The 21,462-nt window shown below is 57.9% G+C and carries 23 protein-coding genes; 14 read left to right on the forward strand and 9 right to left on the reverse strand.

What is annotated here, in order from left to right:
- Nucleotides 1-74 precede the first annotated feature (74 nt).
- Together ACR0I1_RS15675 and ACR0I1_RS15680 are read left to right on the forward strand one after the other, a co-directional pair.
- Nucleotides 75-416 carry a hypothetical protein gene (locus tag ACR0I1_RS15675; protein WP_170395910.1) on the forward strand — a complete coding sequence of 114 codons (342 nt, stop codon included), beginning with the start codon at nucleotides 75-77 and terminating at the stop codon, nucleotides 414-416.
- Between the two features lie 149 nt (nucleotides 417-565).
- Entirely contained in the window at nucleotides 566-1,897 is a 1,332-nt protein-coding gene (locus ACR0I1_RS15680; RefSeq protein WP_480707164.1) for an NAD(P)/FAD-dependent oxidoreductase, read from the forward strand.
- A gap of 3 nt (nucleotides 1,898-1,900) precedes the next feature.
- Here ACR0I1_RS15680 and ACR0I1_RS15685 read toward each other — a convergent pair whose 3' ends face one another.
- The gene (locus ACR0I1_RS15685) at nucleotides 1,901-2,833 is read right to left on the reverse strand and encodes an MBL fold metallo-hydrolase (protein ID WP_480707166.1); all 933 of its coding nucleotides are present in this window, start codon (nucleotides 2,831-2,833) and stop codon (nucleotides 1,901-1,903) included.
- Nucleotides 2,834-2,949: 116 nt separating this feature from the next.
- Between ACR0I1_RS15685 and ACR0I1_RS15690 the strand changes: the two genes are divergently transcribed.
- Together ACR0I1_RS15690 and gltX are read left to right on the forward strand one after the other, a co-directional pair.
- Nucleotides 2,950-3,384 (forward strand): DUF1801 domain-containing protein, encoded by a 435-nt coding sequence (locus tag ACR0I1_RS15690; RefSeq protein ID WP_480707167.1) that lies wholly within the window; start codon nucleotides 2,950-2,952, stop codon nucleotides 3,382-3,384.
- A gap of 60 nt (nucleotides 3,385-3,444) precedes the next feature.
- A complete protein-coding gene (gltX, locus tag ACR0I1_RS15695) occupies nucleotides 3,445-4,770 on the forward strand; it encodes a glutamate--tRNA ligase (RefSeq protein WP_170818627.1) in 1,326 nt (441 codons plus the stop codon).
- A 16-nt stretch (nucleotides 4,771-4,786) separates the two neighbouring features.
- On the opposite strand, the gene ACR0I1_RS15700 is transcribed toward gltX, so the two are convergent.
- Complete coding sequence (locus ACR0I1_RS15700; RefSeq protein WP_170514025.1) at nucleotides 4,787-5,398, reverse strand: gamma-glutamylcyclotransferase family protein; 612 nt, start codon at nucleotides 5,396-5,398, stop codon at nucleotides 4,787-4,789.
- 94 nt (nucleotides 5,399-5,492) lie between these two features.
- On the opposite strand from ACR0I1_RS15700, the gene ACR0I1_RS15705 reads away from it, so the two are divergent.
- The gene (locus tag ACR0I1_RS15705; RefSeq protein WP_170395922.1) at nucleotides 5,493-5,939 is read left to right on the forward strand and encodes an RrF2 family transcriptional regulator; all 447 of its coding nucleotides are present in this window, start codon (nucleotides 5,493-5,495) and stop codon (nucleotides 5,937-5,939) included.
- A gap of 2 nt (nucleotides 5,940-5,941) precedes the next feature.
- Here ACR0I1_RS15705 and ACR0I1_RS15710 read toward each other — a convergent pair whose 3' ends face one another.
- Both ACR0I1_RS15710 and ACR0I1_RS15715 read right to left on the reverse strand, forming a co-directional pair.
- A complete protein-coding gene (locus tag ACR0I1_RS15710) occupies nucleotides 5,942-8,470 on the reverse strand; it encodes an ABC transporter permease (protein WP_480707170.1) in 2,529 nt (842 codons plus the stop codon).
- Entirely contained in the window at nucleotides 8,467-9,162 is a 696-nt protein-coding gene (locus ACR0I1_RS15715) for an ATP-binding cassette domain-containing protein (protein ID WP_170395925.1), read from the reverse strand. Before ACR0I1_RS15715 ends, ACR0I1_RS15710 begins: the two co-directional genes overlap by 4 nt.
- Nucleotides 9,163-9,231: 69 nt before the next feature.
- Here ACR0I1_RS15715 and ACR0I1_RS15720 point away from each other — a divergent pair, with 69 nt between their 5' ends.
- Both ACR0I1_RS15720 and ACR0I1_RS15725 read left to right on the forward strand, forming a co-directional pair.
- Nucleotides 9,232-9,852 carry an arylesterase gene (locus ACR0I1_RS15720; RefSeq protein ID WP_170733641.1) on the forward strand — a complete coding sequence of 207 codons (621 nt, stop codon included), beginning with the start codon at nucleotides 9,232-9,234 and terminating at the stop codon, nucleotides 9,850-9,852.
- A 10-nt stretch (nucleotides 9,853-9,862) separates the two neighbouring features.
- Nucleotides 9,863-10,477 (forward strand): SOS response-associated peptidase, encoded by a 615-nt coding sequence (locus ACR0I1_RS15725; protein ID WP_170733614.1) that lies wholly within the window; start codon nucleotides 9,863-9,865, stop codon nucleotides 10,475-10,477.
- On the opposite strand, the gene ACR0I1_RS15730 is transcribed toward ACR0I1_RS15725, so the two are convergent.
- Together ACR0I1_RS15730 and ACR0I1_RS15735 are read right to left on the reverse strand one after the other, a co-directional pair.
- Nucleotides 10,474-11,028, reverse strand: coding sequence for a L,D-transpeptidase (locus ACR0I1_RS15730; protein WP_170395928.1), 555 nt, complete (start codon nucleotides 11,026-11,028; stop codon nucleotides 10,474-10,476). The genes ACR0I1_RS15725 and ACR0I1_RS15730 overlap by 4 nt on opposite strands.
- Before the next feature lie 167 nt (nucleotides 11,029-11,195).
- On the reverse strand, nucleotides 11,196-11,402 hold the full coding sequence (locus ACR0I1_RS15735) for a cold-shock protein (RefSeq protein WP_010442474.1): 207 nt from the start codon (nucleotides 11,400-11,402) through the stop codon (nucleotides 11,196-11,198).
- A 327-nt stretch (nucleotides 11,403-11,729) separates the two neighbouring features.
- Here ACR0I1_RS15735 and ACR0I1_RS15740 point away from each other — a divergent pair, with 327 nt between their 5' ends.
- Nucleotides 11,730-12,278 carry an REP-associated tyrosine transposase gene (locus ACR0I1_RS15740; protein ID WP_480707172.1) on the forward strand — a complete coding sequence of 183 codons (549 nt, stop codon included), beginning with the start codon at nucleotides 11,730-11,732 and terminating at the stop codon, nucleotides 12,276-12,278.
- Nucleotides 12,279-12,397: 119 nt separating this feature from the next.
- On the opposite strand, the gene ACR0I1_RS15745 is transcribed toward ACR0I1_RS15740, so the two are convergent.
- Both ACR0I1_RS15745 and ettA read right to left on the reverse strand, forming a co-directional pair.
- Nucleotides 12,398-13,174, reverse strand: coding sequence for a hypothetical protein (locus tag ACR0I1_RS15745; RefSeq protein ID WP_480707174.1), 777 nt, complete (start codon nucleotides 13,172-13,174; stop codon nucleotides 12,398-12,400).
- A 5-nt stretch (nucleotides 13,175-13,179) separates the two neighbouring features.
- On the reverse strand, nucleotides 13,180-14,847 hold the full coding sequence (gene ettA, locus ACR0I1_RS15750; RefSeq protein ID WP_480707176.1) for an energy-dependent translational throttle protein EttA: 1,668 nt from the start codon (nucleotides 14,845-14,847) through the stop codon (nucleotides 13,180-13,182).
- Nucleotides 14,848-14,985: 138 nt separating this feature from the next.
- On the opposite strand from ettA, the gene ACR0I1_RS15755 reads away from it, so the two are divergent.
- The 3 genes from ACR0I1_RS15755 to dacB all read left to right on the forward strand — a co-directional run bounded on the left by ACR0I1_RS15755 (nucleotide 14,986) and on the right by dacB (nucleotide 17,655).
- A complete protein-coding gene (locus tag ACR0I1_RS15755) occupies nucleotides 14,986-15,456 on the forward strand; it encodes an MOSC domain-containing protein (protein WP_480707177.1) in 471 nt (156 codons plus the stop codon).
- 32 nt (nucleotides 15,457-15,488) lie between these two features.
- Nucleotides 15,489-16,109 carry a nicotinate-nucleotide adenylyltransferase gene (locus ACR0I1_RS15760; RefSeq protein ID WP_480707179.1) on the forward strand — a complete coding sequence of 207 codons (621 nt, stop codon included), beginning with the start codon at nucleotides 15,489-15,491 and terminating at the stop codon, nucleotides 16,107-16,109.
- Nucleotides 16,110-16,176: 67 nt separating this feature from the next.
- On the forward strand, nucleotides 16,177-17,655 hold the full coding sequence (dacB, locus tag ACR0I1_RS15765) for a D-alanyl-D-alanine carboxypeptidase/D-alanyl-D-alanine endopeptidase (protein ID WP_480707181.1): 1,479 nt from the start codon (nucleotides 16,177-16,179) through the stop codon (nucleotides 17,653-17,655).
- Here the strand turns inward: dacB and ACR0I1_RS15770 are convergent.
- Nucleotides 17,652-18,074: a tellurite resistance TerB family protein gene (locus ACR0I1_RS15770; RefSeq protein ID WP_170395941.1), complete on the reverse strand. Its 423-nt coding sequence runs from the start codon at nucleotides 18,072-18,074 to the stop codon at nucleotides 17,652-17,654. The two genes, dacB and ACR0I1_RS15770, sit on opposite strands and share 4 nt — an antisense overlap.
- Nucleotides 18,075-18,313: 239 nt before the next feature.
- Between ACR0I1_RS15770 and ACR0I1_RS15775 the strand changes: the two genes are divergently transcribed.
- The 3 genes from ACR0I1_RS15775 (at nucleotide 18,314) to ACR0I1_RS15785 (ending at nucleotide 21,434) form a co-directional block, all read left to right on the forward strand.
- A complete protein-coding gene (locus ACR0I1_RS15775) occupies nucleotides 18,314-19,222 on the forward strand; it encodes an alpha/beta fold hydrolase (RefSeq protein WP_480707183.1) in 909 nt (302 codons plus the stop codon).
- A 187-nt stretch (nucleotides 19,223-19,409) separates the two neighbouring features.
- Nucleotides 19,410-20,984, forward strand: coding sequence for a lysine--tRNA ligase (locus tag ACR0I1_RS15780; protein ID WP_480707185.1), 1,575 nt, complete (start codon nucleotides 19,410-19,412; stop codon nucleotides 20,982-20,984).
- Between the two features lie 48 nt (nucleotides 20,985-21,032).
- A complete protein-coding gene (locus ACR0I1_RS15785) occupies nucleotides 21,033-21,434 on the forward strand; it encodes a DUF4864 domain-containing protein (RefSeq protein WP_480707186.1) in 402 nt (133 codons plus the stop codon).
- The last annotated feature ends 28 nt before the right edge of the window (nucleotides 21,435-21,462 follow it).

A 21,462-nucleotide genomic window follows, 5' to 3' on the forward strand; every position in this document is an offset into this window, starting at 1 on the left:
TTACGACAGGGGTCTGCCTCATATGGGGCGGATGTGACGCAATCCGGTAGGTTGGCCTGCCATTTTCAGAGCCGATGACCGGGATTGTGGAACTGGGAAAAGGCATCCGTGTTTGGGATGTCAGTAAAGGTATTGGTGGTCAAATGACGAATGGATACGATAAGCCGCTTCATTCTCCGTTGCAGTTGAAGCCTATGGAATCAGCGCCGCGCAAGTTGGATGAACAGGCGCTGGATGCTGCGATTGCAGACATTATGAGCCAGGAAGAGCCGACGCCCGGCGCGGTGGCAGGCCCGGTTCCGTTGCGATCGGAATTTCCGGTGTTGCAGCCACAGGAATCGCTTGCATCAAAGTCCGATCCCAAGCTCAGCACGGTACTGCGCCAGAAATGGGCGCAACTTTCCGGGGCGGCGTAATCTGAACGCATCTGCGCGGCGTTATTCGCCGCGCATTGGCCAATTGGCCACAGGTTCCGGCAATTGCCCGGGACCAACCGTTTTCTACATTGCCAGTGAAATCGCCTTCAGGCTGGATGTCGCTCCGATGAACGAGCACCGAGCGGTTAATGCCAGGCCCCACACCGACACCCGTCGAATCTGATCTCACACTTCCCAAACACGTAGATGTTGTCGTCATAGGTGGTGGAATCATCGGGGCTTCGGCAGCCTTCGAGCTTGCTGAGCGAGGTGCTTCCGTTTTGTTGTGCGAGAAGGGCCGGATTGCGGGCGAGCAAAGCTCGCGCAATTGGGGCTGGGTGCGCCTTGGGACACGTGATCCGCGCGAGATCCCCCTGATGCAAGAGGCGCTTAGAATCTGGCAAGGGCTGGATGCGCGATTGGGACGCGCCACAGGCTATGTTCAATCAGGAATCGTGTTTGGCGCATCTGGCGCACGAGACGATGAAAACCTGACGCGATGGCTGGACCATGTTGAAGGGCTGCAAACAGGTGCTCGCATGGTATCCGGCCCTGAACTGGACGGGTTGCTGTCGGATAACAGTATGAAACTGCGCTCAGCGCTTTACATGCCGCAGGACGGGCGAGCCGAGCCGCAATGGGCGGCCCCCGCATTCGCCGAGGCGGCGCGCGACCGTGGGGCCGCGATCATGACGCAATGCGCGGTGCGAAGTGTCGATGTTGCTGCGGGCCGGATCGCAGGTGTTTTCACCGAACGCGGCCGCGTAAGGTGTAGTCAAGTCGTACTTGCAGGCGGAGCCTGGTCTCGGCTGTTTGCGGGGAACGCTGGAATCGCTCTGCCACAGCTCAAAGTGCTCAATACGGTCATGCGGACCTCTCCGGTTGCAGAAGGGCCAGAGGTGTCGCTTTGGAGTGATGATTTTGCCATTCGAAAGCGCTCGGACGGGGGATACACCATAGCTTCGGGTCACGAGAATACGGTGGATATCGTTCCCGACAGTTTCCGACTCGGGTTGCAGTTTCTGCCCGCATTCCGGCAAGAGTGGCGGTCCTTAAGGTTTCGCCTTTCGAGACGCTGGATGGTCGAGGCGAATGAAGACCGAAGCTGGCTGCCGACCGATGTGACACCGTTTGAACATTGCCGAGTACTCGACCCGGAACCTTCCCAGAAAGTGATGCGAAGGGCGTGGGCCAACGCCCGCAAGGCGTTGCCTGCGCTTGATAGTGCGGAGATCGTGCAAAGCTGGGCCGGCCTGATCGATGTGACCCCGGATGCGATCCCGGTCATCTCGAAAGTGGACGCGGTGCTGGGCCTTCATATTGCGACCGGTTTCTCCGGCCACGGTTTTGGCATCGGTCCTGCCGCAGGTCGATTAGTGGCGGACCTTGTTACGGAAAGCACGCCTTGCGTTGATCCGACCGCCTTTCGCCTGTCCCGTTTCACGGATGGGTCAAAAGTGCGGCCGGATGCTGGTTTTTAGCTCCTAGCCCATCATTTGATAGCTGACCGGCACGAACCGGAACCCGTCGCCACGGGATTCGACATAACCAGCGGCTGGGAAAGGCATGTGATAGCCGATCATAGGCACTTTGTCCGCAGCCAGCATGCCCAGCACATTCCGGCGCGATTCCGTTGCAGCGGCTTTGTCCATGTCGAATCGCACTTCCCATTCAGGATGTGCAAATGACCAGACATAGTGATTTGCAAGATCCGCCGTCAGGACCAGACGCTGACCGTTGCTTTCTAGGTGATAGACCATATGGCCCGGAGTATGCCCAAACGCTGCCATACCGGTGACGCCGGATGCGACTTCACCACCATCCCCGATAAAGGTCATCTTCTCTGCCATCGGGGTGACTTTGGCTGCAACCATATCACCCACTCGGTTGCCCGCGTCTTGCGCTGACCAAAAGTCGTATTCGGGTGCTGCTGTTACATAACGCGCATTGGCAAAAGTCGCGGCATCATTGGTTGTCATACCACCGATATGATCGGGATGCATGTGGGTAATGACCACCACATCGATCTGATCAGGCGTTACGCCGGCGTCGGCCAACGCGGCCTGAATTCCACCTTGGCCAAGCCCAGTATCAAACAAGATCATCTCGGACCCCGTATTAACCAGCGTTGGTGTGAAGAAGAACTGCGCAACATCTGGCGAGATGAAGTTGTCAGCCGATACACGGGCGAAATCTTCATCCGAGGCGCCGCCGCCGAAAATGTCTTGCGCACCATCACGAGGCAGGCTGCCATCCAACAAGGTGGTGACGGTGAAATCGCCCAGTTGAAACGATCTTGCTATTGTAGAGTTGGCTTTGGTCTCGGTACCTGCGGCCAGAACAGGCGAAGTAGCTGCCGCAAGCGGCAGAGCCGCAACCGTTCCAAGCGCCGCCCGGCGAGTCAATCTGATGGTCATGGTCGTTCTCCCTGTCAGAGCATGTTTGACTGAATTAGGTCAGTCTGGGCCTGTGGCCATACTATGGCACTGTTATATGGGCTGCGTGGTTGAACATTACGTGTTAATTTTTGTTCATGCCGCGATCTGCGAATAAAACCGTACCCACCGAGCAAAACGTTGCTGATTTTCTGGCGAGTATTCAGCCGACCCGCAAGGCGGAGGAGGCGCACGTGCTGGACAGGCTGTTTCGTGAAACCACAGGTTATGCGCCAGTAATGTGGGGCCCGTCGATCATTGGCTATGGTCGATATCATTATCGCTATGCGTCAGGGCGCGAGGGCGACTTTCTCGCAACTGGGTTCTCTCCGCGTAAGGCGGCGCATTCCATCTACATCATGCCAGGGTATGCCGACTTCGGAGATATCTTATCGAGACTGGGCAAGCACAAGCTGGGTAAATCCTGCCTATATGTGAATAAGCTACCGGATATTGATCTCGACGTGCTTCGTGAACTCATCAAAGCCGGGCTCGAACGCTTAGATGGCATTTGGCCGGTTGAACCGACCTGAAAGCCCCTGCTGGACAAAATCGCGCCCATGTGAGATGAGCCGCGCCAACAGGAGACTTCCATGACCACGACCCGTTTTGCCCCGTCGCCCACCGGTTACATCCATGTGGGCAACCTGCGCACCGCCCTGATGAACTATCTGATCGCCCGCAAGGCTGGCGGTACGTTCATTCTGCGCATTGATGACACCGATCCCGAGCGGTCTAAGGAAGAATATGTCGACGCGATCAAGCAGGATCTGGAGTGGTTGGGCCTGCATTGGGACCGGGTTGAGCGACAGTCGGAGCGTCTGGACCGCTACGCCGAGGCCGCCGATAAGCTGCGCGAGATGGGCCGGTTCTATGAGGCGTTCGAGACGCCCACCGAGCTGGACCTCAAGCGCAAGAAGCAACTGAACATGGGCAAGCCGCCGGTCTATGACCGTGCAGCGCTGAACCTCAGCGATGCCGAGAAAGAAGCCCTGCGCGCTGAGCGTGGCAATGGCGTCTGGCGGTTCAAACTGAACCACGAGCGTATCGAATGGAACGATGGCATTTTGGGCGACATCTCGATCGATGCAGCTTCAGTATCCGACCCGGTGCTGATCCGGGGCGATGGTCAGGTTCTCTATACGATTGCCTCTGTGGTCGATGACACCGAGATGGGCGTAACCGATGTCGTGCGCGGCTCGGACCATGTCACCAACACCGCAACGCAGATTCAGATCATCGAGGCGTTGGGCGGCACCTGTCCGCGTTTTGCGCACCACTCGTTGCTGACTGGCCCGCAGGGAGAGGCGTTGTCGAAACGCTTGGGCACTCTGGCCTTGCGCGATCTGCGAGAGCAGGGCGTGCAGCCAATGGCCTTACTGAGCCTGATGGCGCGTCTGGGGTCGTCAGATCCGGTTGAGTTGCGCTCGGATATGTCAGAGTTGATCGACGGCTTTGATGTTACACGCTTCGGTGCGGCCCCAACCAAGTTCGACGTGCAGGACCTGTTCCCGCTGACCGCGAAGCACCTGCAATCGCTACCGCTGGCCGATGTGGCCGATGCCGTTGCTAAAGCAGGTGTACCTGCTGAACTGGCCGAGCCTTTCTGGACCATGGCGCGCGAAAACATCACGACGCTGAGCGATCTCGAGGGATGGTGGGAATTGTGTCGTGATGGGGCCGAACCCCTGATCGCTGACGAGGACCGTGAGTTCATCGCTCAGGCTGTCTCATTGCTGCCCGAAGGCCCATTCGATGGGGAAACTTGGGGCACATGGACCAAGGCCGTGAAAGAGGCCACAGGCCGCAAGGGCAAAGGCCTGTTCATGCCGCTGCGCAAAGCGCTAACGGGGATGGAGCGCGGGCCCGAAATGGCGACCTTGCTGCCGCTGTTGCAGGTGATCCGCGCTCGCGGCTGACTTCAGGGTCAGAGCTTTAGAACACGAAGGAGGCAGGTAAATCACCTGCCTTTCTTTGTTCTCCGGGTCGCAAAACTTGCGCCGAAACGCGTTGCAGGCGGTCATCCACGAATTCGGTCTCGGCCTGCTTCAATTGTTGGTGACGGGGATAACGGGGCTCGGCGCGGTCGTTCAAAATCGGAGCATCCCAACCATCGGTTGTTGCAAAGAAGCGATCGGCGCCCTCTGGTCCAAAAGCCCGCAGATACCCTTGCACGACAACATCAATATAGCTGAGCAATAGGGGATGGTGATTGCTGGGCGCGGTGTGTCGATCATGCGGGACTGCGTAGACAGCGATTTCCACCTCTTGCGTCAGAGTGTGCGTGACCGACCGTGTGGCTGGAACGCGGTCATAGGCCCATTCTCTTTCATCCAACGCGGCCCAGTCGTTTTTAGGAACATGGGCGATCATACCATCGATCTCGGAATCAGCATCCGGCACAGCGGTCAAAAACGCCACCGGGCGCAGATCCGTGTGCCGCCATGCGCGTCGCCAACCTTTCAGTCGCGCTGGGCGCGGGTCGGGGAAATCATGCGTCGACAGGTTCACGAGGCTGCCATAGCCGAAGAAATAAGGGTCTGCCATGCGGGTCGCGTCCTTCTTTGACGATTGATGTATGTCAAACAGTCTTTTTACGAGACATGCAATAAAGCTTCACCTTGAGATTCGGGAGGCCCTAATGCGGATTACCAAACGGACGAATATCGCGGTGCGTGTTTTGATGTATTGCGCCGCACATCAGGAACGGCTGGTCACGAAGGCCGAGATCGCCGATGTCTGTAATATTTCAGAAAACCATCTGGCACAGGTGATCAACCAACTGAGCCAGCTAGACTATCTCAGCACACAACGCGGCCGCAATGGCGGCATGACGCTGGCACGCCCGGCGGATCAGATCCGGGTCGGGTCCGTGTTTCGCCATGTCGAAGGCGGGTTGCCGATTGCCGAGTGTTTTGCGGATGCTGACAACACCTGCCCACTGACCGATGCCTGCCGCCTCCGGTTGGCGCTGCAAGATGCGGCTGAGGTGTTTTATGCGTCGCTGGACGAAATCACGCTCGATGCGTTGGTTTGCGACAATGACCAATTGCTGAAAATATTGCAGCCTGTCGCTTGTATGCGCTGAACTCAGTCGCTGGCGCGCAGTATACGCGCAGGGCGTACTGAAAGCGGGCGCAGGGCAAAGACCATCCCCGCGCCTAAGGTAACGCCAACACCGGCGATGACGATCCCAAGCGCGGATGGCCAGATGACCGCGAACTCTGTGTCGAATATATAAGTAGCCACGGCCCAACCGCCCAGAATTCCGGTCAGCAAAGCAACGCAACCTGCGGCTGCTCCCAAAAGGATTGCCCGCAGGGCAAAGCTGCGCAATATGCGCCCACGGTTGGCACCCAGAGTCTTGAGGATCGCTGCCTCGTACCTACGCGCCGGTTCGCCCGCTGCCGCCGCACCGATCAACACTAAAAACCCGGTCAACAGAGAAACCCCTGCGCCATATGACGTGGCTGCTGCAAGCCCTGCCAGCAGGCCTGATACCCGGTCGATGGCGTCTCTGACCCGGACTGCCGTGATGTTGGGGAATTGACTGGCCAAATCACGCAGAATGGCGGCCTCGGCCTGTTCTTCGGCATAGACGGTAGCGATGAAGCTATGCGGGGCACCAGCCAAGGCAGAGGGGTTCATCGACATGACAAAACCCATTCCTGCAGTGGAGAAATCAACTTCGCGCAGCGATGTGAGTTCAGCTGTGATATCGCGGCCCAGGATATTAACGGTCAACTCATCGCCCAGTTTCAGGCCCATCTCGTCGGCCTCTTCTGCGGCAAAGCTGACTTGCGCTGGGCCGCTGTAGTCCTCTGGCCACCAAACCCCGTCAGTCACGCGGGCATTCCGTGGGGGGCGGGCAGAGTAGGTTACGCCTCGGTCGCCGTCCAGAACCCAGTGATCGCCTGCAATCTCGCGCGCGGGTCGGCCATTGATTTTGGTAATGATCCCACGCAGCATCGGAGCGCTTTCTACCCGACTGACGGCAGGGTCGGTGTCGAGACGTTCGCTGAACCCGGGCATCTGATCCTTCTGGATATCGACGAAGAAATACGAGGGTGCGACCTCGGGCAAGTTGCCCGAAATCGCATTGCGTAGCGTGCCGTCGATCTGCCCCACCGCCGCAAGGACCGAAAGGCCGAGCCCAAGGGACAGGACCACCGATGCTGCGCCTTCGCGTGGGTCAGAGATGGCGGACAACGCCCACCGCAGGGCTGGACGCCCTCTGGCCCAAGGAGCGCCCGCGCGGGCCAATTTGCGAATGGCAATGGCAGAAAAGGTCAGCAAAGTGAGCGCCCCCGCCAGACCTGCGCTTGTCCAGAGGGTCAACCGGGTTGAACCGCTGAACCAAGCGGCGGCTCCGATCAGTACGGCCAGGCCAATTGCAGTCGCAATTACATAGATCAAGCGCGGGAAGCTGCTTGCCGAAGTCAGCGCATCCCGGAACAATGTTGCCGCACGCACCTCCTCGGTTCTGGCCAGAGGCCAAAGCGTAAACAGGAACGCGGTTAGCACACCATAAAGTGCGGCCTCGAACAGGGGCTGCGGATATAGCGAGAATACAGCAGGGATCGGCAGTTGGGTTTCGATAACCGGTGCCAGCAGCATTGGAAGCGCCGCGCCCAGGGTCAAACCCATGACGATACCAACGCCTGAAAGAACGGCGATCTGGATCATGTATGTCTGAAAGATTGTGGCCCGATCAGCGCCCAAAGTCCGCAATGTCGCAATGGTTTCCGTTTTCTGGGACAGATAGGCGCGCACGGCAGCCGATACGCCGATCCCCCCAACCGCCAATCCGGACAGACCAACCAGCACCAGAAACGCGCTGAGGCGCCCTACAAACTCGGATATCCCGGGCGCACCATTGCGGGCATCAGTCCAGCGCATGCCGGTTCCCTCGAAGGCCTGCCTGGCCTGCTGCGACAGCGCCTCCAACTCGGCGGTTTGCGGCAAGTTCATCCTGTATTTGGTGGAAAACAAAGTACCCGGAGCCAGCAGGCCCGATGATTGCAAATCCTCGGTTCGAACCAACGTGCGCGGTCCCAGCGAGAACCCATCTGCCGCACCATCCGGTTCGTGTTCCAGCGAGGCCATCAAAACGAACCTCTGCGTGCCGAGATCAAATTGGTCCCCAATCGCAAGGTTCAGGCGGTCAATCAGGGACGGAGCCATCACGGCGCCGGGCAGCCCATTGGCGCCCGCCAAGGCCTCGGGCAAAGAAACTGCGGGTTCCAGAGCCACCGATCCCAACAGCGGATAGGCCCCGTCCACGGCCTTCACCTGAGTTAACGCCCGTTGCGCGCCTGCGCCATCACCCGTGACGGCCATGGACCTGAAATCGACGACCTCCGACACTGCTTGCGCGGTGTCCGCCATCCAGTCACGTTCCTCATCGTTTGCAAAGCGATAGGTGAACTCCAACTGGGCATCGCCGCCTAAGAGCGACGCGCCCTCTTGTTGCAATCCGGTCTGAATGGCTTGGCGCACCATGCCAACCGCAGCAATTGCTGCAACACCCAAAGCCAGGCAGGCCAGAAACACCCGAAACCCGCGCAACCCACCGCGCAGTTCGCGCCGGGCCAGGCGACCGGCCAGACGCAGGCTCATTCGGCGGCCTCACGCTGGGATTCCTCGGCGATACGCCCATCGCGCAAGCGCACAACGCGGTCGCATTTCTGAGCCAGCGTATGGCTGTGCGTGACCAGAACCAGAGTTGCCCCGTGACGGTCCCGCAGTCCGAATAACAGATCAATGATTGCTGAACCGTTGGTTTCATCCAGATTTCCCGTTGGTTCATCTGCCAGTAATATATGCGGGCGCGGGGCCGAAGCGCGGGCCAGCGCCACACGCTGTTGCTCGCCGCCGGACAACTGCGCCGGGTAGTGATCGATACGATGTGAAAGGCCCACGGCCTCCAACTCGGCCGCGGCGCGCTGGAAAGCATCTTTGTGTCCAGCGAGTTCTAACGGGGTCGCCACGTTCTCAAGCGCGGTCATCGTCGGAATCAAGTGGAAATTCTGAAACACTACGCCCATGGCATCTCTTCTGAACCGTGCCAGCGCATCCTCGCTCATTTTCGTCAAATCTTGGCCCAATGCGGTAACGCGTCCACCGGTTGCCTGTTCTAAGCCGCCCATCAGCATCAGTAGCGAAGACTTTCCGGAACCAGAGGGACCGATCAGCCCCAGAGTTTCACCCTTGCTCACAGTCAAAGTGATGTCGTGCAGGATATCCACTCTTCCGGCATTGCCATCCAGCGATAATGCGGCATCTTGGAGGGTGAGAACGGGTGTCGTCATCGATCAGGCCATCAAGAGGGGTACAGTCCATTGGGATATGGCGCGATACAGAAGCTGCGCAAGGGTTTGATGTCAGGCGTGTTCATCTGTTGCGGATTTGCCGCGACGGCTGAGCCGGTGGTGATTGCGGCGCTCGGAGATTCCCTGACACAAGGATATGGACTTCCGCAACAAGACGGGTTTGTGCCCCAACTGCAACGCTGGTTGCAGGAGGAAGGGGCGGATATTCAGCTTATCAACGCCGGTGTTTCCGGGGATACGACCGCAGGAGGAGCCTCCCGCGTTGATTGGACTCTGACGCCAGAGGTCGATGGCATGATTGTAGCCCTCGGCGGCAATGATCTGTTACGCGGTATCGATCCGGATGTGTCGCGCGCCAATCTTGAGGCAATCCTGAACACCGCTGAAGCTGCGAATGTCGAAGTTCTGCTGATCGGCATGCAAGCCCCCGGGAACTATGGGTCGGATTACAAGCAAAGTTTCGATGCCATGTATCCGGAACTGGCGCAGCAGTATGGCGCGATCTATGCGGAAAGCTTCTTTGACGGGCTCACGACCGAGGGCGATCCTGCAGTCGCGCGCCAGTTCATGCAATCTGATGGCATCCATCCAAATGCCCAAGGCGTTGCGCTGATCGTTGACGCGCTAGGACCTTTTGTACTGGCTTTAGCGGAGCGCGCTACCGATTAGGAGGGGTCCTATGCCAGGCCGGTTTTTTCTCACACGACCAATTGGCGAGATAGTTAAGTTCCTGAATGTGAAAGATAACGTAGGGCCTCAGCCCCCGCGCAGAAATATTCAACCGGGTCAGGAGGTGACGGTATTGACCGGTGAAGGCTTGAAGATGATGCGATGGGGGATGATCCCGGTCGGCAGGGTCAATGCGCGCGGACGTCCGGTGATGGAGACCATTATCAACGCTCGCTCTGAAACGGTTTTTGACAAAAGCGCATTCGAAGGTGTTGGGCGCGCAGTTATACCAGTTGATGGCTGGTACGAGTGGACCGGAGAGAAACGGCGCAAAACTGCATGGCGTATCGCAGCGAAGGATGGCATACCGCTGTTATTTGCTGCAATTACGGATAGTTGGGAGGCCCCTGGTGGGCAGCGTGTGGATCAGGTCGCCGCAGTCACCTGCGAGCCAAATGCCGATGTAAAGCCGATCCACCACCGTATGGGTGTGTTGCTGGGGTCGCAGGATGTGGATTGCTGGTTACATGGATCCGAAGAAGAGGCACAGAAGCTGATGCGCCCATGGCCAAAAGGTCGCCTGAGGATTGAACAAGCCGACGATGTGGATTGGTCGGCGGCTTAGACCACGGTCACCACGGTTCCAATCGGCACCCGGTTGTACAGATCGATTACATGCTCATTCAGCATCCGTATGCAGCCGTTCGAGGCCGCGCGACCGATGGTTTGCGGTTGTGTGGTGCCATGGATGCGGAAATAGGTGTCGACTCCGTTTTGGAACAGATACAAAGCGCGCGCGCCCAGTGGATTATCGCTCCCTCCGGGTTGGACATAGTCGTTGTCCTTGAACCGACCATAGGCCACCGGGTCGCGTTCGATCATCTCATCGGTCGGTCGCCAGGTGGGCCATTCCTTCTTTACGTCGATAGTTGCGGTTCCTGTAAACTCCAGTCCGGCTTTGCCGACGCCGCAGCCATAGCGGATCGCTTTGCGGGGTTCGGTTATGTAATAAAGGTAGAAGGAACGGGGAACGACCAGCAGCTGACCGGGTAGGAATTGCTTTTTGACCCGCACGAATTGTGGCGTGGGATCATACTCGACCGCTTTCTTGGCGCTGACAACGCCCGGAAGCAGGCTGACGGCAGTACCGGCCAGAAATACGCGGCGTGTGAACATGGTGACATCCCTCAAATGACCAAAGAAATCATAACGCTAGTTTTGAAATGATAGCGGATTTGGTCAATCACCGGGGAGGAATAACCCGATTGTGATGTATTCCCTATGCCACACACGGGGCGCGGGCATAGCGGAGAGGGCGGGAAAAATCCCGCCCTTTGAATGGCTTAGGCCAGTTCGATATTGTCGGCGCTTTCGCGGCCGTCACGACCAGCGCGCAGCTCGTACGTGACCTTCTGGTTGTCGGCCAGACCGGTGAGGCCCGAACGCTCGACAGCCGAGATGTGTACGAAGATGTCTTTGCCGCCATCTTCGGGTGCGATAAAGCCATAGCCTTTGGTGGTGTTGAACCATTTTACGGTGCCTGCGGGCATATCCGTTGTCTCCTGTTTAGTGCTGCCCACGTGGATGCGGCAGCCCGGCGTCGTTGTCTGTATCGATAGACTGAGCGCCGTAGAAGGAGACTGCAGGTCGAAATAGAAAAACGTAAGCCTCTTGGATATGGCATCGGTCAGACGGTGTGGCAAGGGCGGATTGTATGGATTGTACAAGGGTTTGAGGCGGAATCGTCCGTCTTGTACAAAAATCCGCCGATGGTTCTGGTTATTAGTTAGCAGAGCTTTGATAAGGTCCGGTTATTTATCTGGCGCGTCGGAGTGGCATTCAGAATCCGTTAACCCTCGTCATGATCAAGTTACAGCATGAGCGATTATCGACGCGTCCGCATTCCCGGGGCCAAGTATTTTTTCACCGTGTCTTTGGCCGACCGGTCGTCGGATTTGCTGGTGCGAGAGGTGGCGCATTTGCGGGCCGCCTTTGCAGTGACCCAGAGGGAGCGGCCGTTCTGGTGCGATGCGCTTGTGGTGTTGCCGGATCATTTGCACGCGGTGTGGACCTTGCCGCCGGGGGATGCGGATTATTCGACACGGTGGGGTGCGATTAAGGCGCGGTTTACGCGTGGGGTGAAGGCGTCGGGAGTGGTGGAGTGGAACCCCACCTTACGCACAGATTCGAAAATTGCGAAAGGGGATGCCGGGATTTGGCAGCGCCGGTTTTGGGAGCATGCAATTCGGGATGAAACGGATTATCGCAATCATATGGCATATTGTCGGGGGAATCCGGTGAAGCACGGGTTGGTCGAGCGCCCCACCGATTGGCCGTATTCGTCAATCCATCGCGATATTCGTGCAGGTCGGGTTGATCCGGAGTGGAGCGGTGTGGTCACCGATGGCACGTTCGGAGAGCCGTAGGTTGGGGTCTTACCCCATCATTTGAGAGGTTGGAGTTTGCAAGTGGTTTGGTGCGCGGGAACAGATCGTGCGAGTTTTCGGGTATGATCGTTGAGTGCGTGATGGGGTGAAACCCCATCCTACGCTTGCTTCGGCGTTACGTATTTGTCGTGGTTGGCAATCAGAGAAACAAGTTGGGTGGTTGTGCCTAGAAGATCTTGAGCTTCATCAATGGTATAAAACTTGTCGGGGTGAGCTACAGGATTTCTAAAACCGCTTCTGAAATTGTCCAGAGTTCCGCTCAAGGCATCGTCAAGTGCTTTGCGCTCTGATAGCGCTTTTACCATTGGGCCCCACATTGGTTTGCTCAATCTTTTTTGTTTGATAACAGAGAAATACAAATGCTTTAGGCAACATTCTGAACCGCGCATCAAGTGATAAGCAGCAGCTGTTCCGCGTCCAAGTACTATGCACATGCCGGCTTCTTGGAAGTCTTTCTGTGCGTTTTCCGGCAATCGACCAAAGGTTTCTCTGCCAAATATTCCAGAGATATCTTCGAACAAAAGGTCGGTATTGTATCTTCTTTCATCAGGGAAGAACGCGGATAATTCTTCTGCTTCGGCAAGTATAACTCTTTGTAGAACATTGATCTCCTCAAATAGTGCCTTGCCGTCGGGAGCCTCTAAGTTCGAACCATCTTTATATTTGTTGTCAAATTCCGCCTTCATTTCTTTGAGTTTTTTTGACGCATTGTTTGAAACTTTGAGATTTAGTTCTTCGATGTAACTAAATACTCGTTCCAAATTTTGTTGGATATATCCCTCTCCGATGTAGGGCAAACTATCCTCTGCATTGCTTCGAACGAAAAGCAATACTGCGCCAAAATGGATGTATTTTCTTAGATTGTTTTTTTCCAATCAAATCACCGCGCAAACTTCTTGTGCTTCAACCGCTTGGGCTCCAGCGCGTCCGGTCCCAGACGGCGTTTTTTGTCCTCTTCGTAGTCCTCGAAGTTGCCCTCGAACCACTCCACATGGGCATCGCCCTCGAAGGCCAGAATATGCGTGCAAATCCGGTCAAGGAAGAAGCGGTCGTGGGAGATCACCACGGCGCAGCCGGCGAAATCGACCAGCGCGTCTTCCAGTGCGCGCAGGGTTTCAACGTCCAGGTCGTTGGTTGGTTCGTCGAGCAGCAGGACGTTGCCGCCCTCTTTCAGCAGGCGGGCCATGTGGACACGGTTGCGCTCACCACCCGACAGTAGAGAGACCTTCTTCTGCTGGTCGCCACCCTTGAAGTTAAACGACGAGCAATAGGCGCGGGAATTGACCTGCGCGTCGCCCAGTTGGATGATCTCGGCGCCGCCGGTGATCGCCTCCCACACGGTGTCGTTGTCTTTCAGGTCGTCGCGGGACTGGTCGACATAGGACAGCTCGACCGTGTCGCCCAGCGTGATGGTGCCGCTGTCGGGCTGTTCCTGACCGGTGAGCATCTTGAACAGGGTCGATTTACCGGCACCGTTGGGGCCGATGACGCCGACGATGCCGCCGGGTGGCAGGGCAAAGTCCAGCCCTTCGATCAGTTGCTTGTCGCCCATGTGTTTCGACAGGCCCTCGACCTCGATCACCTTGCCGCCAAGGCGCTGGCCGTTGGGGATGACGATCTGGGCACGGGTCAGCTTTTCGCGTTCGGACTGTTCGGCCAGCTCATTATAGGCGTTAATCCGGGCTTTGGATTTGGCCTGACGGGCTTTCTGGCCCTGACGCATCCATTCCAGTTCGCGTTGCAGGGTCTTCTGCTTGGACTTGTCTTCGCGGGCTTCCTGCTCCAGCCGTTTGGCTTTTTGTTCCAGCCATGCGGAATAGTTCCCCTCGTACGGAATGCCGCGACCGCGGTCGAGTTCGAGGATCCAGCCGGTGATGTCGTCCAGGAAATACCGGTCGTGGGTGACGATGAGGATGGTGCCCTTGTAGTCGATCAAGTGCTGTTGCAGCCAGGCGATGGTCTCGGCGTCGAGGTGGTTGGTTGGTTCGTCGAGCAGAAGCATATCGGGCGCTTCGAGCAGCAGCTTGCAGAGCGCCACGCGGCGTTTCTCACCGCCCGAGAGGTTGGCAATGTTGGTATCGTCCGGCGGGCAGCGCAGCGCCTCCATCGAGACGTCGATCTGGCTGTCGAGGTCCCACAGGTTCTCGGCGTCGATCGCGTCCTGCAGGGTGGTCATTTCCTCCATCAGCTCGTCCGTATAGTTCTCGGCGATCTCCATGGCAATCTCGTTGAACCGGTCGACCTTGGCCTTTTTCGCGGCCACGCCCAGCATGACGTTCTCGCGGACGGTCAGCGATTCATCCAGTTGCGGCTCCTGCGGCAGATAGCCGACCTTGGCGCCCTCGGCCGCCCATGCCTCACCGGTGAAGTCGGTGTCGAGGCCGGCCATGATCTTCATCAGCGTCGATTTACCCGCGCCGTTGACACCGACAACACCGATTTTCACACCGGGCAGAAAGCTCAAGTGGATGTTTTCAAAGCACTTCTTGCCACCGGGATAGGTCTTGGAGACACCCTGCATGTGGTAGACATATTGATAGGCGGCCATGTCGCGTCCTCTGGGTCGGGGAAATCAAGTTGGAACGCTGGATATCCGAGGCGAGCGGGCGGGGCAAGCTGGTGGTTTTGTGAATTTTCTGTGGTCGTTTGATCCGGTAGAACCAACACGACAAGGAGTGGTGGGGTTTTGACAGAACTTGCGGAACTGATTGCCGGTTGGGCGCAACCGGGCCGGGTGACATGGATCGGTTTACGTCCCGGCCGCAGAGCGGAATTGGATGGGCGCAACGAGGTTTGGGTCTCAGCCGATGGGCTCGACGGCGACCGCAGCCGGGCGGGCAAGCGGGCGGTGACTTTGATCCAGCAGGAACATCTGGCGGCGATTGGCTCTTATCTGGGGCAAGGATCGGTTATGCCTGAGATCCTGCGGCGCAATCTGGTGGTTTCGGGGATCAATCTGGCGGCGCTAAAGGGGCGGGAGGTGCAGGTCGGGGAGGCCGTTTTGCGCTTTACCGTGATCTGCGCTCCATGCAGTCGGATGGAGGAGGCGTTGGGCAAAGGCGGCTATTCTGCTGTGCGGGGGCATGGGGGATGGTGTGCCGAAGTAGTGCAGCCGGGGCAAGTCAGGCTTGGCGATGTGGTGCAGCCGATTGATTGACAACACCTCTCAGTTCTGAACATCAGCAGAGGATGGAACGCAGTACCATTCCATATGCGGGGCCCGGGCAGGTCGTGGGGTTGTTCGGAGGGTCATTTGATCCTCCGCATCAAGGTCATGTGCATGTGACGCGCGAAGCGATGAAGGCGTTCGGGCTGGATCGGGTGTGGTGGCTGGTGTCTCCGGGGAACCCTCTTAAGGAGCGGGGGCCTGCGCCTCTGGCGCGGCGGGTTGAGGCGGCGCGGGACGTGATGCAGCATCCGCGCGTTGAGGTCACGGATATCGAGGCTCTGACGGGGACGCGGGCGACGGCGGATACGCTGGCGGCGTTGCGGCGGCTTTATCCTCAGGTTCGGTTCGTTTGGCTGATGGGCGCGGACAATCTGGCGCAGTTTCACCGCTGGAAGGACTGGCGACAGATCATGGACAGCGTGCCTGTGGGCGTTGTGGCGCGGCCGGGGGATCGGATCTCGGCGCGGATGTCTCCGGCGGCTCGGCTTTATGCCAAGTACCGTATCGACGGGCAGGCGCGGCATTTGCTGGGGCGGGCGGATGCTCCGGCGTGGTGTTTTGTGAACGTGCCGATGGTTGACGTCAGTTCGACCGAGTTGCGCAATCGCGGGAATTGGAGCGATGGGGTGTTGCCCGAATGACTCCACTTGGCGCATAATCTTAATCAAGTGATTGTCTGCATTTAAGCTCTGGGATTCTAATAGACCCATGGTCGATCGAATTTCGCGTCGTTTGTTTCTGGGTGGATTAGGGGCGTCTCTGGTTCCGGGCACAGGTCTGGCCGAGGCGCCTTTGGTGTCTCTGCGCCCTGTGCTGCGTGGCCCGCAGCCCAGCGGGGCCGAGCGACTGGTTCAGGCAGCGGGGCTGAAGGGCGAGGTTGTTTTTGCCGTGGCCGACGTGGAAACTGGAACGCCGCTGGAGGTGTTCGGCGAGGGCCAAAGCCTACCACCAGCCAGCGTCGCCAAGGCGCTGACCGCGCTTTATGCGCTGGATGTGCTGGGTCCGGAGTATCGGTTCGAAACGCGCTTGATCGCGGATGGACCGGTCGAGAATGGCATTCTGAAAGGCGACCTGATCCTTACGGGTGGCGGTGATCCGCTGCTGGATACAGACGCGCTGGCCACAATGGCAGCCAATCTGCGCAAGGCCGGGATCACCGAGGTGAAGGGCGCGTTCAAGGTCTATGATGGTGCGCTGCCCTACGTCTTCAGCATTGATCCGGGGCAGCCGGATCATCTGGGCTATAGCCCGTCGATCAGCGGGATTTCCCTGAATTTCAACCGTGTGCATTTCGAGTGGAAACGCGAGGGCACCGGCTATGACGTGACCATGGATGCGCGCAGCGCAAGTTACAGGCCGTCGGTGGATATGGCATCAATGCGGGTCGAGAACCGCAGCCTGCCGATCTACACCTATCAGCCAAGCGCGCGGCAGGATCGCTGGACCGTGGCCAAAGGCGCGCTAGGCAATGGCGGGGCACGCTGGCTGCCGGTACGCAAGCCTGCGCTTTATGCCGGAGATGTGTTCCGCACGCTGGCACGCGTGAATGGGATCGTGCTGGGCCGGGTGCAGGTGACGCGGCAAGCACCGCAAGGGACCGAACTGGTGGTGCATCAGAGCGATCCGTTGGAAAGCATCCTGAAGGGGATGCTGAGATATTCGACCAATATAACCGCCGAAATGGTGGGTTTGGCGGCCACCAAGGCGCGCGGGGTTGCGCCGCAGAGCCTTGAGGACTCGGCCGCAGAAATGAACCTGTGGGCGGCAGAGCGTTTTGGCGCAGATGGGATCGCGATGGTAGATCATTCCGGACTTAGCGGTTCCTCACGTATGGCCCCCTCCGGTCTGGTCAATTCGCTGGTGGCGGCGGGGCAATCAGAGGAGCTGCGGCCGTTGCTTCGGTCCTTTACGCTGGCCGACAAAAACGGGCAGCCGGTCAAGGATCATCCGATCAAGGTCGACGCAAAAACGGGTACTTTGAACTTCGTCTCGGGTCTTGGCGGTTACATGACAACGGCAGATGGAGTGGATCTGGCGTTTGCAATCTTCACCGCCGACACCGCGCACCGCGCCACGATCCCGCGTGCGTCGCGCGAGCGCCCGAACGGCGCGCGGGCCTGGAACCGACGGTCTCGCACTTTGCAGCGCAATCTGATTGAGCGGTGGGGTACGCTCTACGGCAGCTAGGTCGTATGCCGCGCCCGTGCCCCGCGTTCGATAGCGGCAGCGTGCAGGCGGTCGATGCTCAGCTCGTACCGGATTTCTTCCAGCAGGCGCAGTTCGGTTTCGGCCAGAGTGCCGTCAGCGGCGGCGACATCACAGGCCAGCGCGTAGGCGGTTTCGTTCAGGCGTTCGGGCAGGTTGTCACGGATCAGTCCGAACAGGGCATCCAGCCCGTCCACCTGCTCAAACAAATCAAACACGATCTGCGAGACGCGGCGGGTTCGGTCGATGTCGTAGCCTGCAAACACCGGCAGCATGTTGACCGCGCCTTCAATCTTGACCAGCTCTGCGGTTCGGATGTTCTCGTCCGAGGCGGAAATCGCCACCATGATCGCCACAAGGCAATCCTGCGGGGACATCGGGTGTGGGGTTTGCTCGGTCATGGTGTCGTCCTGAATGAAACGTTTGTTGCCGCACGATAGGAGCGGGTGCAAGGAGGTTCAACTGGTAGTTTTGGGGTGCAATGAATGCGATCGGTGAGGGTGGGTGATTTCGGCTGTGATGTAAACGCCCGTTGAAAACTCAATCTGACATCGGCGTTTCATTATGCGGACCAATAGTTATGGTGCAAAAGAGGTGAGATCGGCTCGTACTCTTGGATTAAATCTATGCCAGCAGTCCAATGAACTCACCACACAAAGTTATTTCGTTTTCGGAGAACAACTTGACCAATCATATAACTCTTAGAGATGGCAGAACGCTTGCATTCAGCACTTACGGCGATCCAGATGGAACGCCAGTGATTTTCAGCCATGGGTTTTCCGACTCTCACGTAATTCGTCATCCTGACGACAGTCTGACCGCTTCGCTCGGCGTACACTGGATTTCCGCCGACGAACCGGGTGTTGGAGGGTCGAGCCCGAAGAAGGATCGGAGAATGGTGGATTGGGGCGCTGATATGGAGGATCTGGCGGATCAACTTGGCCTCGATACATTCAATGTAGCGGGCCATTCCGGAGGCGGCCCCCACGCTTTGGCTGTAGCATTTCACATGCCTGAACGTGTGCGTAAAGTTGCGCTCGCTTCTCCTGTGGCACCATTCGATGAGCCCGGTGTCACCAAGATGCTGGTACTGAAGGATCTGAAAACCATCGCAAAATTGCGCCACCTGAGCTTACTGATCCGATGGGCAGAGCGTGTTGGCGCTAATAGTGCTTTGAAAAACATCCCTTCATATGTGGAGTCTGTCGTTGACCAAATGCCCAATGAAGCCAGAACAATGCTCCGCAATCCAGAGCAGCAAGCCTTGTTCGAAGAGAACTTTCGTCTTGGTTATCTGCAACACGAGGAAGGAGTTTTCGAAATGACGATGGCCCTTTGGGACTGGGGCTTTTCGCCAGGTGACATCCAGCAACCGGTGGAAATGTATTATGGTACGGCGGACGACATTATCTCGCCGGATATGCCGCGACGCCTTTGCTCCGAACTTCGCGACTGCACAGCGCATGAGTGGTCGGGTGCGGGACATTATGGCTTTGTGGATCGCGAGCGGTGGACCGAATTTGTCGGCGCGGTCGCTAGTTTGTCTTAGCAAGTCAAAGGCGGCAATCCCACGTTGCGGATATTCGTAATTCAGAGCAGATATTGATGGCATGGTATTCATGCTCATAGAGGCATGAAAATCACCACCCTTTATTGACTCATACTGCACCTGCACAATAACAGGGGCCGGTCCGGGCGCATGGGGTGTCTGGCACGTTTCCCGATGGAGTATCCAAATGTCTGACCTGCGTGAAACCGCGATGACGTCCAAGGCGTGGCCGTTTGAAGAGGCGCGGCGGTTGCTCAAACGGTATAAGCATGGCGCTCCGGAGAAGGGATATGTGCTGTTTGAGACGGGCTATGGCCCCTCAGGTCTGCCGCATATCGGCACCTTTGGTGAGGTCGCGAGGACCACGATGGTCAAGCGCGCGTTTGAGGCGCTGTCGGATATCCCGACCAAGCTGATCTGTTTCTCGGACGATCTGGATGGGATGCGGAAAGTGCCCAGCAATGTGCCGAACCCCGAGGCTCTGCAGGATTATCTGCAATGTCCGCTGACCTCGGTGCCGGACCCGTTTGGTGAATATGACAGCTTTGGTGAGCATAACAATGCGATGCTGCGCCGGTTCCTCGATACTTTCGGGTTCGAGTATGAGTTCTATTCGGCGCGTGAGTTTTACCGCTCGGGCCAGTTCGACGAGATCCTGAAGCGCGCCGTTGAGAAGTATGACGACGTGATGGCCATCATGCTGAAAAGCCTGCGGGAAGAACGTCAGCAGACCTACTCGATCTTCCTGCCGATCCATCCCGAGACCGGGCGGGTTCTGTATGTACCGATGAAGAAGGTTTGCGCCGAGACCTACACCGTCACCTTCGATGACGAGGATGGCAAGGAATGGACGCTGCCCGTGACTGGCGGCAATGTGAAGCTGCAGTGGAAGCCTGATTTTGGCGCGCGCTGGGCCGCTTTGGGCGTTGATTTCGAGATGTATGGCAAGGAACATGCCACTAACGAAAAGATCTATGACGCGATCTGCCGGGCCTTGGGCGGTCGTGCGCCGGAACATTTCAGCTATGAACTGTTTCTGGATGAGAACGGCCAGAAGATTTCGAAGTCGTCGGGCAATGGTGTTTCGATCGATGAATGGCTGACCTATGCGCCCACCGAGTCGCTGGCCTATTTCATGTATCAAAAGCCCAAGACCGCGAAGCGGATGCATTTCGATGTGATCCCAAAGGCGTATGATGAATATCATCAACAGTTGCGGGCCTATCCGGGACAGGACCTGAAGGCGCAGCTGAACAATCCGGTGTGGCATATCCACGGTGGGAATGTGCCCGTATCCACGCTTATGGTTCCTTTTGCGATGCTGTTGAACCTAGCGTCTGTTTCGGGGGCCGAAGACAAAGAGGCGCTGTGGGGCTTTATCCGCCGCTATGCGCCTGAAGCCACTGCCGAGACGCACCCCGATTTGGATCAAGCGGCGGGCTTTGCGGTGCGGTATTTCAACGATTTTGTCAAACCGACGCGCAAGCACCGCGCGCCGACAGAGCAAGAGCACGAGGCGCTGGAGGCGTTGAAGGCGGCGTTGGAAGCCTATGATGGCCCGATGGAAGACGAGGCACTGCAATCGGTGGTCTATTCCATCGGGCGCGAGCGGTTTGATCCGATGCGCGGCTGGTTCACGGCGCTTTATGAGGTGCTGCTGGGGGCGTCGCAGGGTCCTCGGTTCGGTGGGTTCATCGCGCTTTATGGCGTACCGGAGACGATAGCTCTGATCGACAAGGCGCTGGCCGGAGAACTGGTCTGATTTGACCTGATCCCGTGTGGGGCTACTCTTGATTCAGGAGGTGGCCCCATGCGTCGACTATTGCTTGCCCTATCCCTGAGTGCCGGACTGGCATCCGGAGCTTTTGCTCAGAGTGACGAGATCGAGGCCAATATCTCGGCCCAGATACAGGCGTTCAAGGCGGATGACTTTGCCACCGCGTTCACTTTTGCCAGCCCGAATATCCAGCGCATGTTTGGCGACCCGGATAATTTCGGGGTCATGGTTCGGCGCGGTTATCCGATGGTCTGGCGGCCAGCGGAGGTGCGGTTTCTGGAACTGCGCGAGGTCGCCGGGAACCTGTGGCAGAAGGTCATGATCACCGATGGCGAGGGTCGCGTGCATTTGCTGGATTACCAGATGATCCAGCAAGAGGGCCTTTGGAAGATCAATGGCGTGCAGTTGCTGGGTAATTCTGACCCGGCGGCCTGAGGCAACACCACCGTCACGGTGGTAAGAG

The organism is Ruegeria sp. B11 (assembly GCF_056539785.1).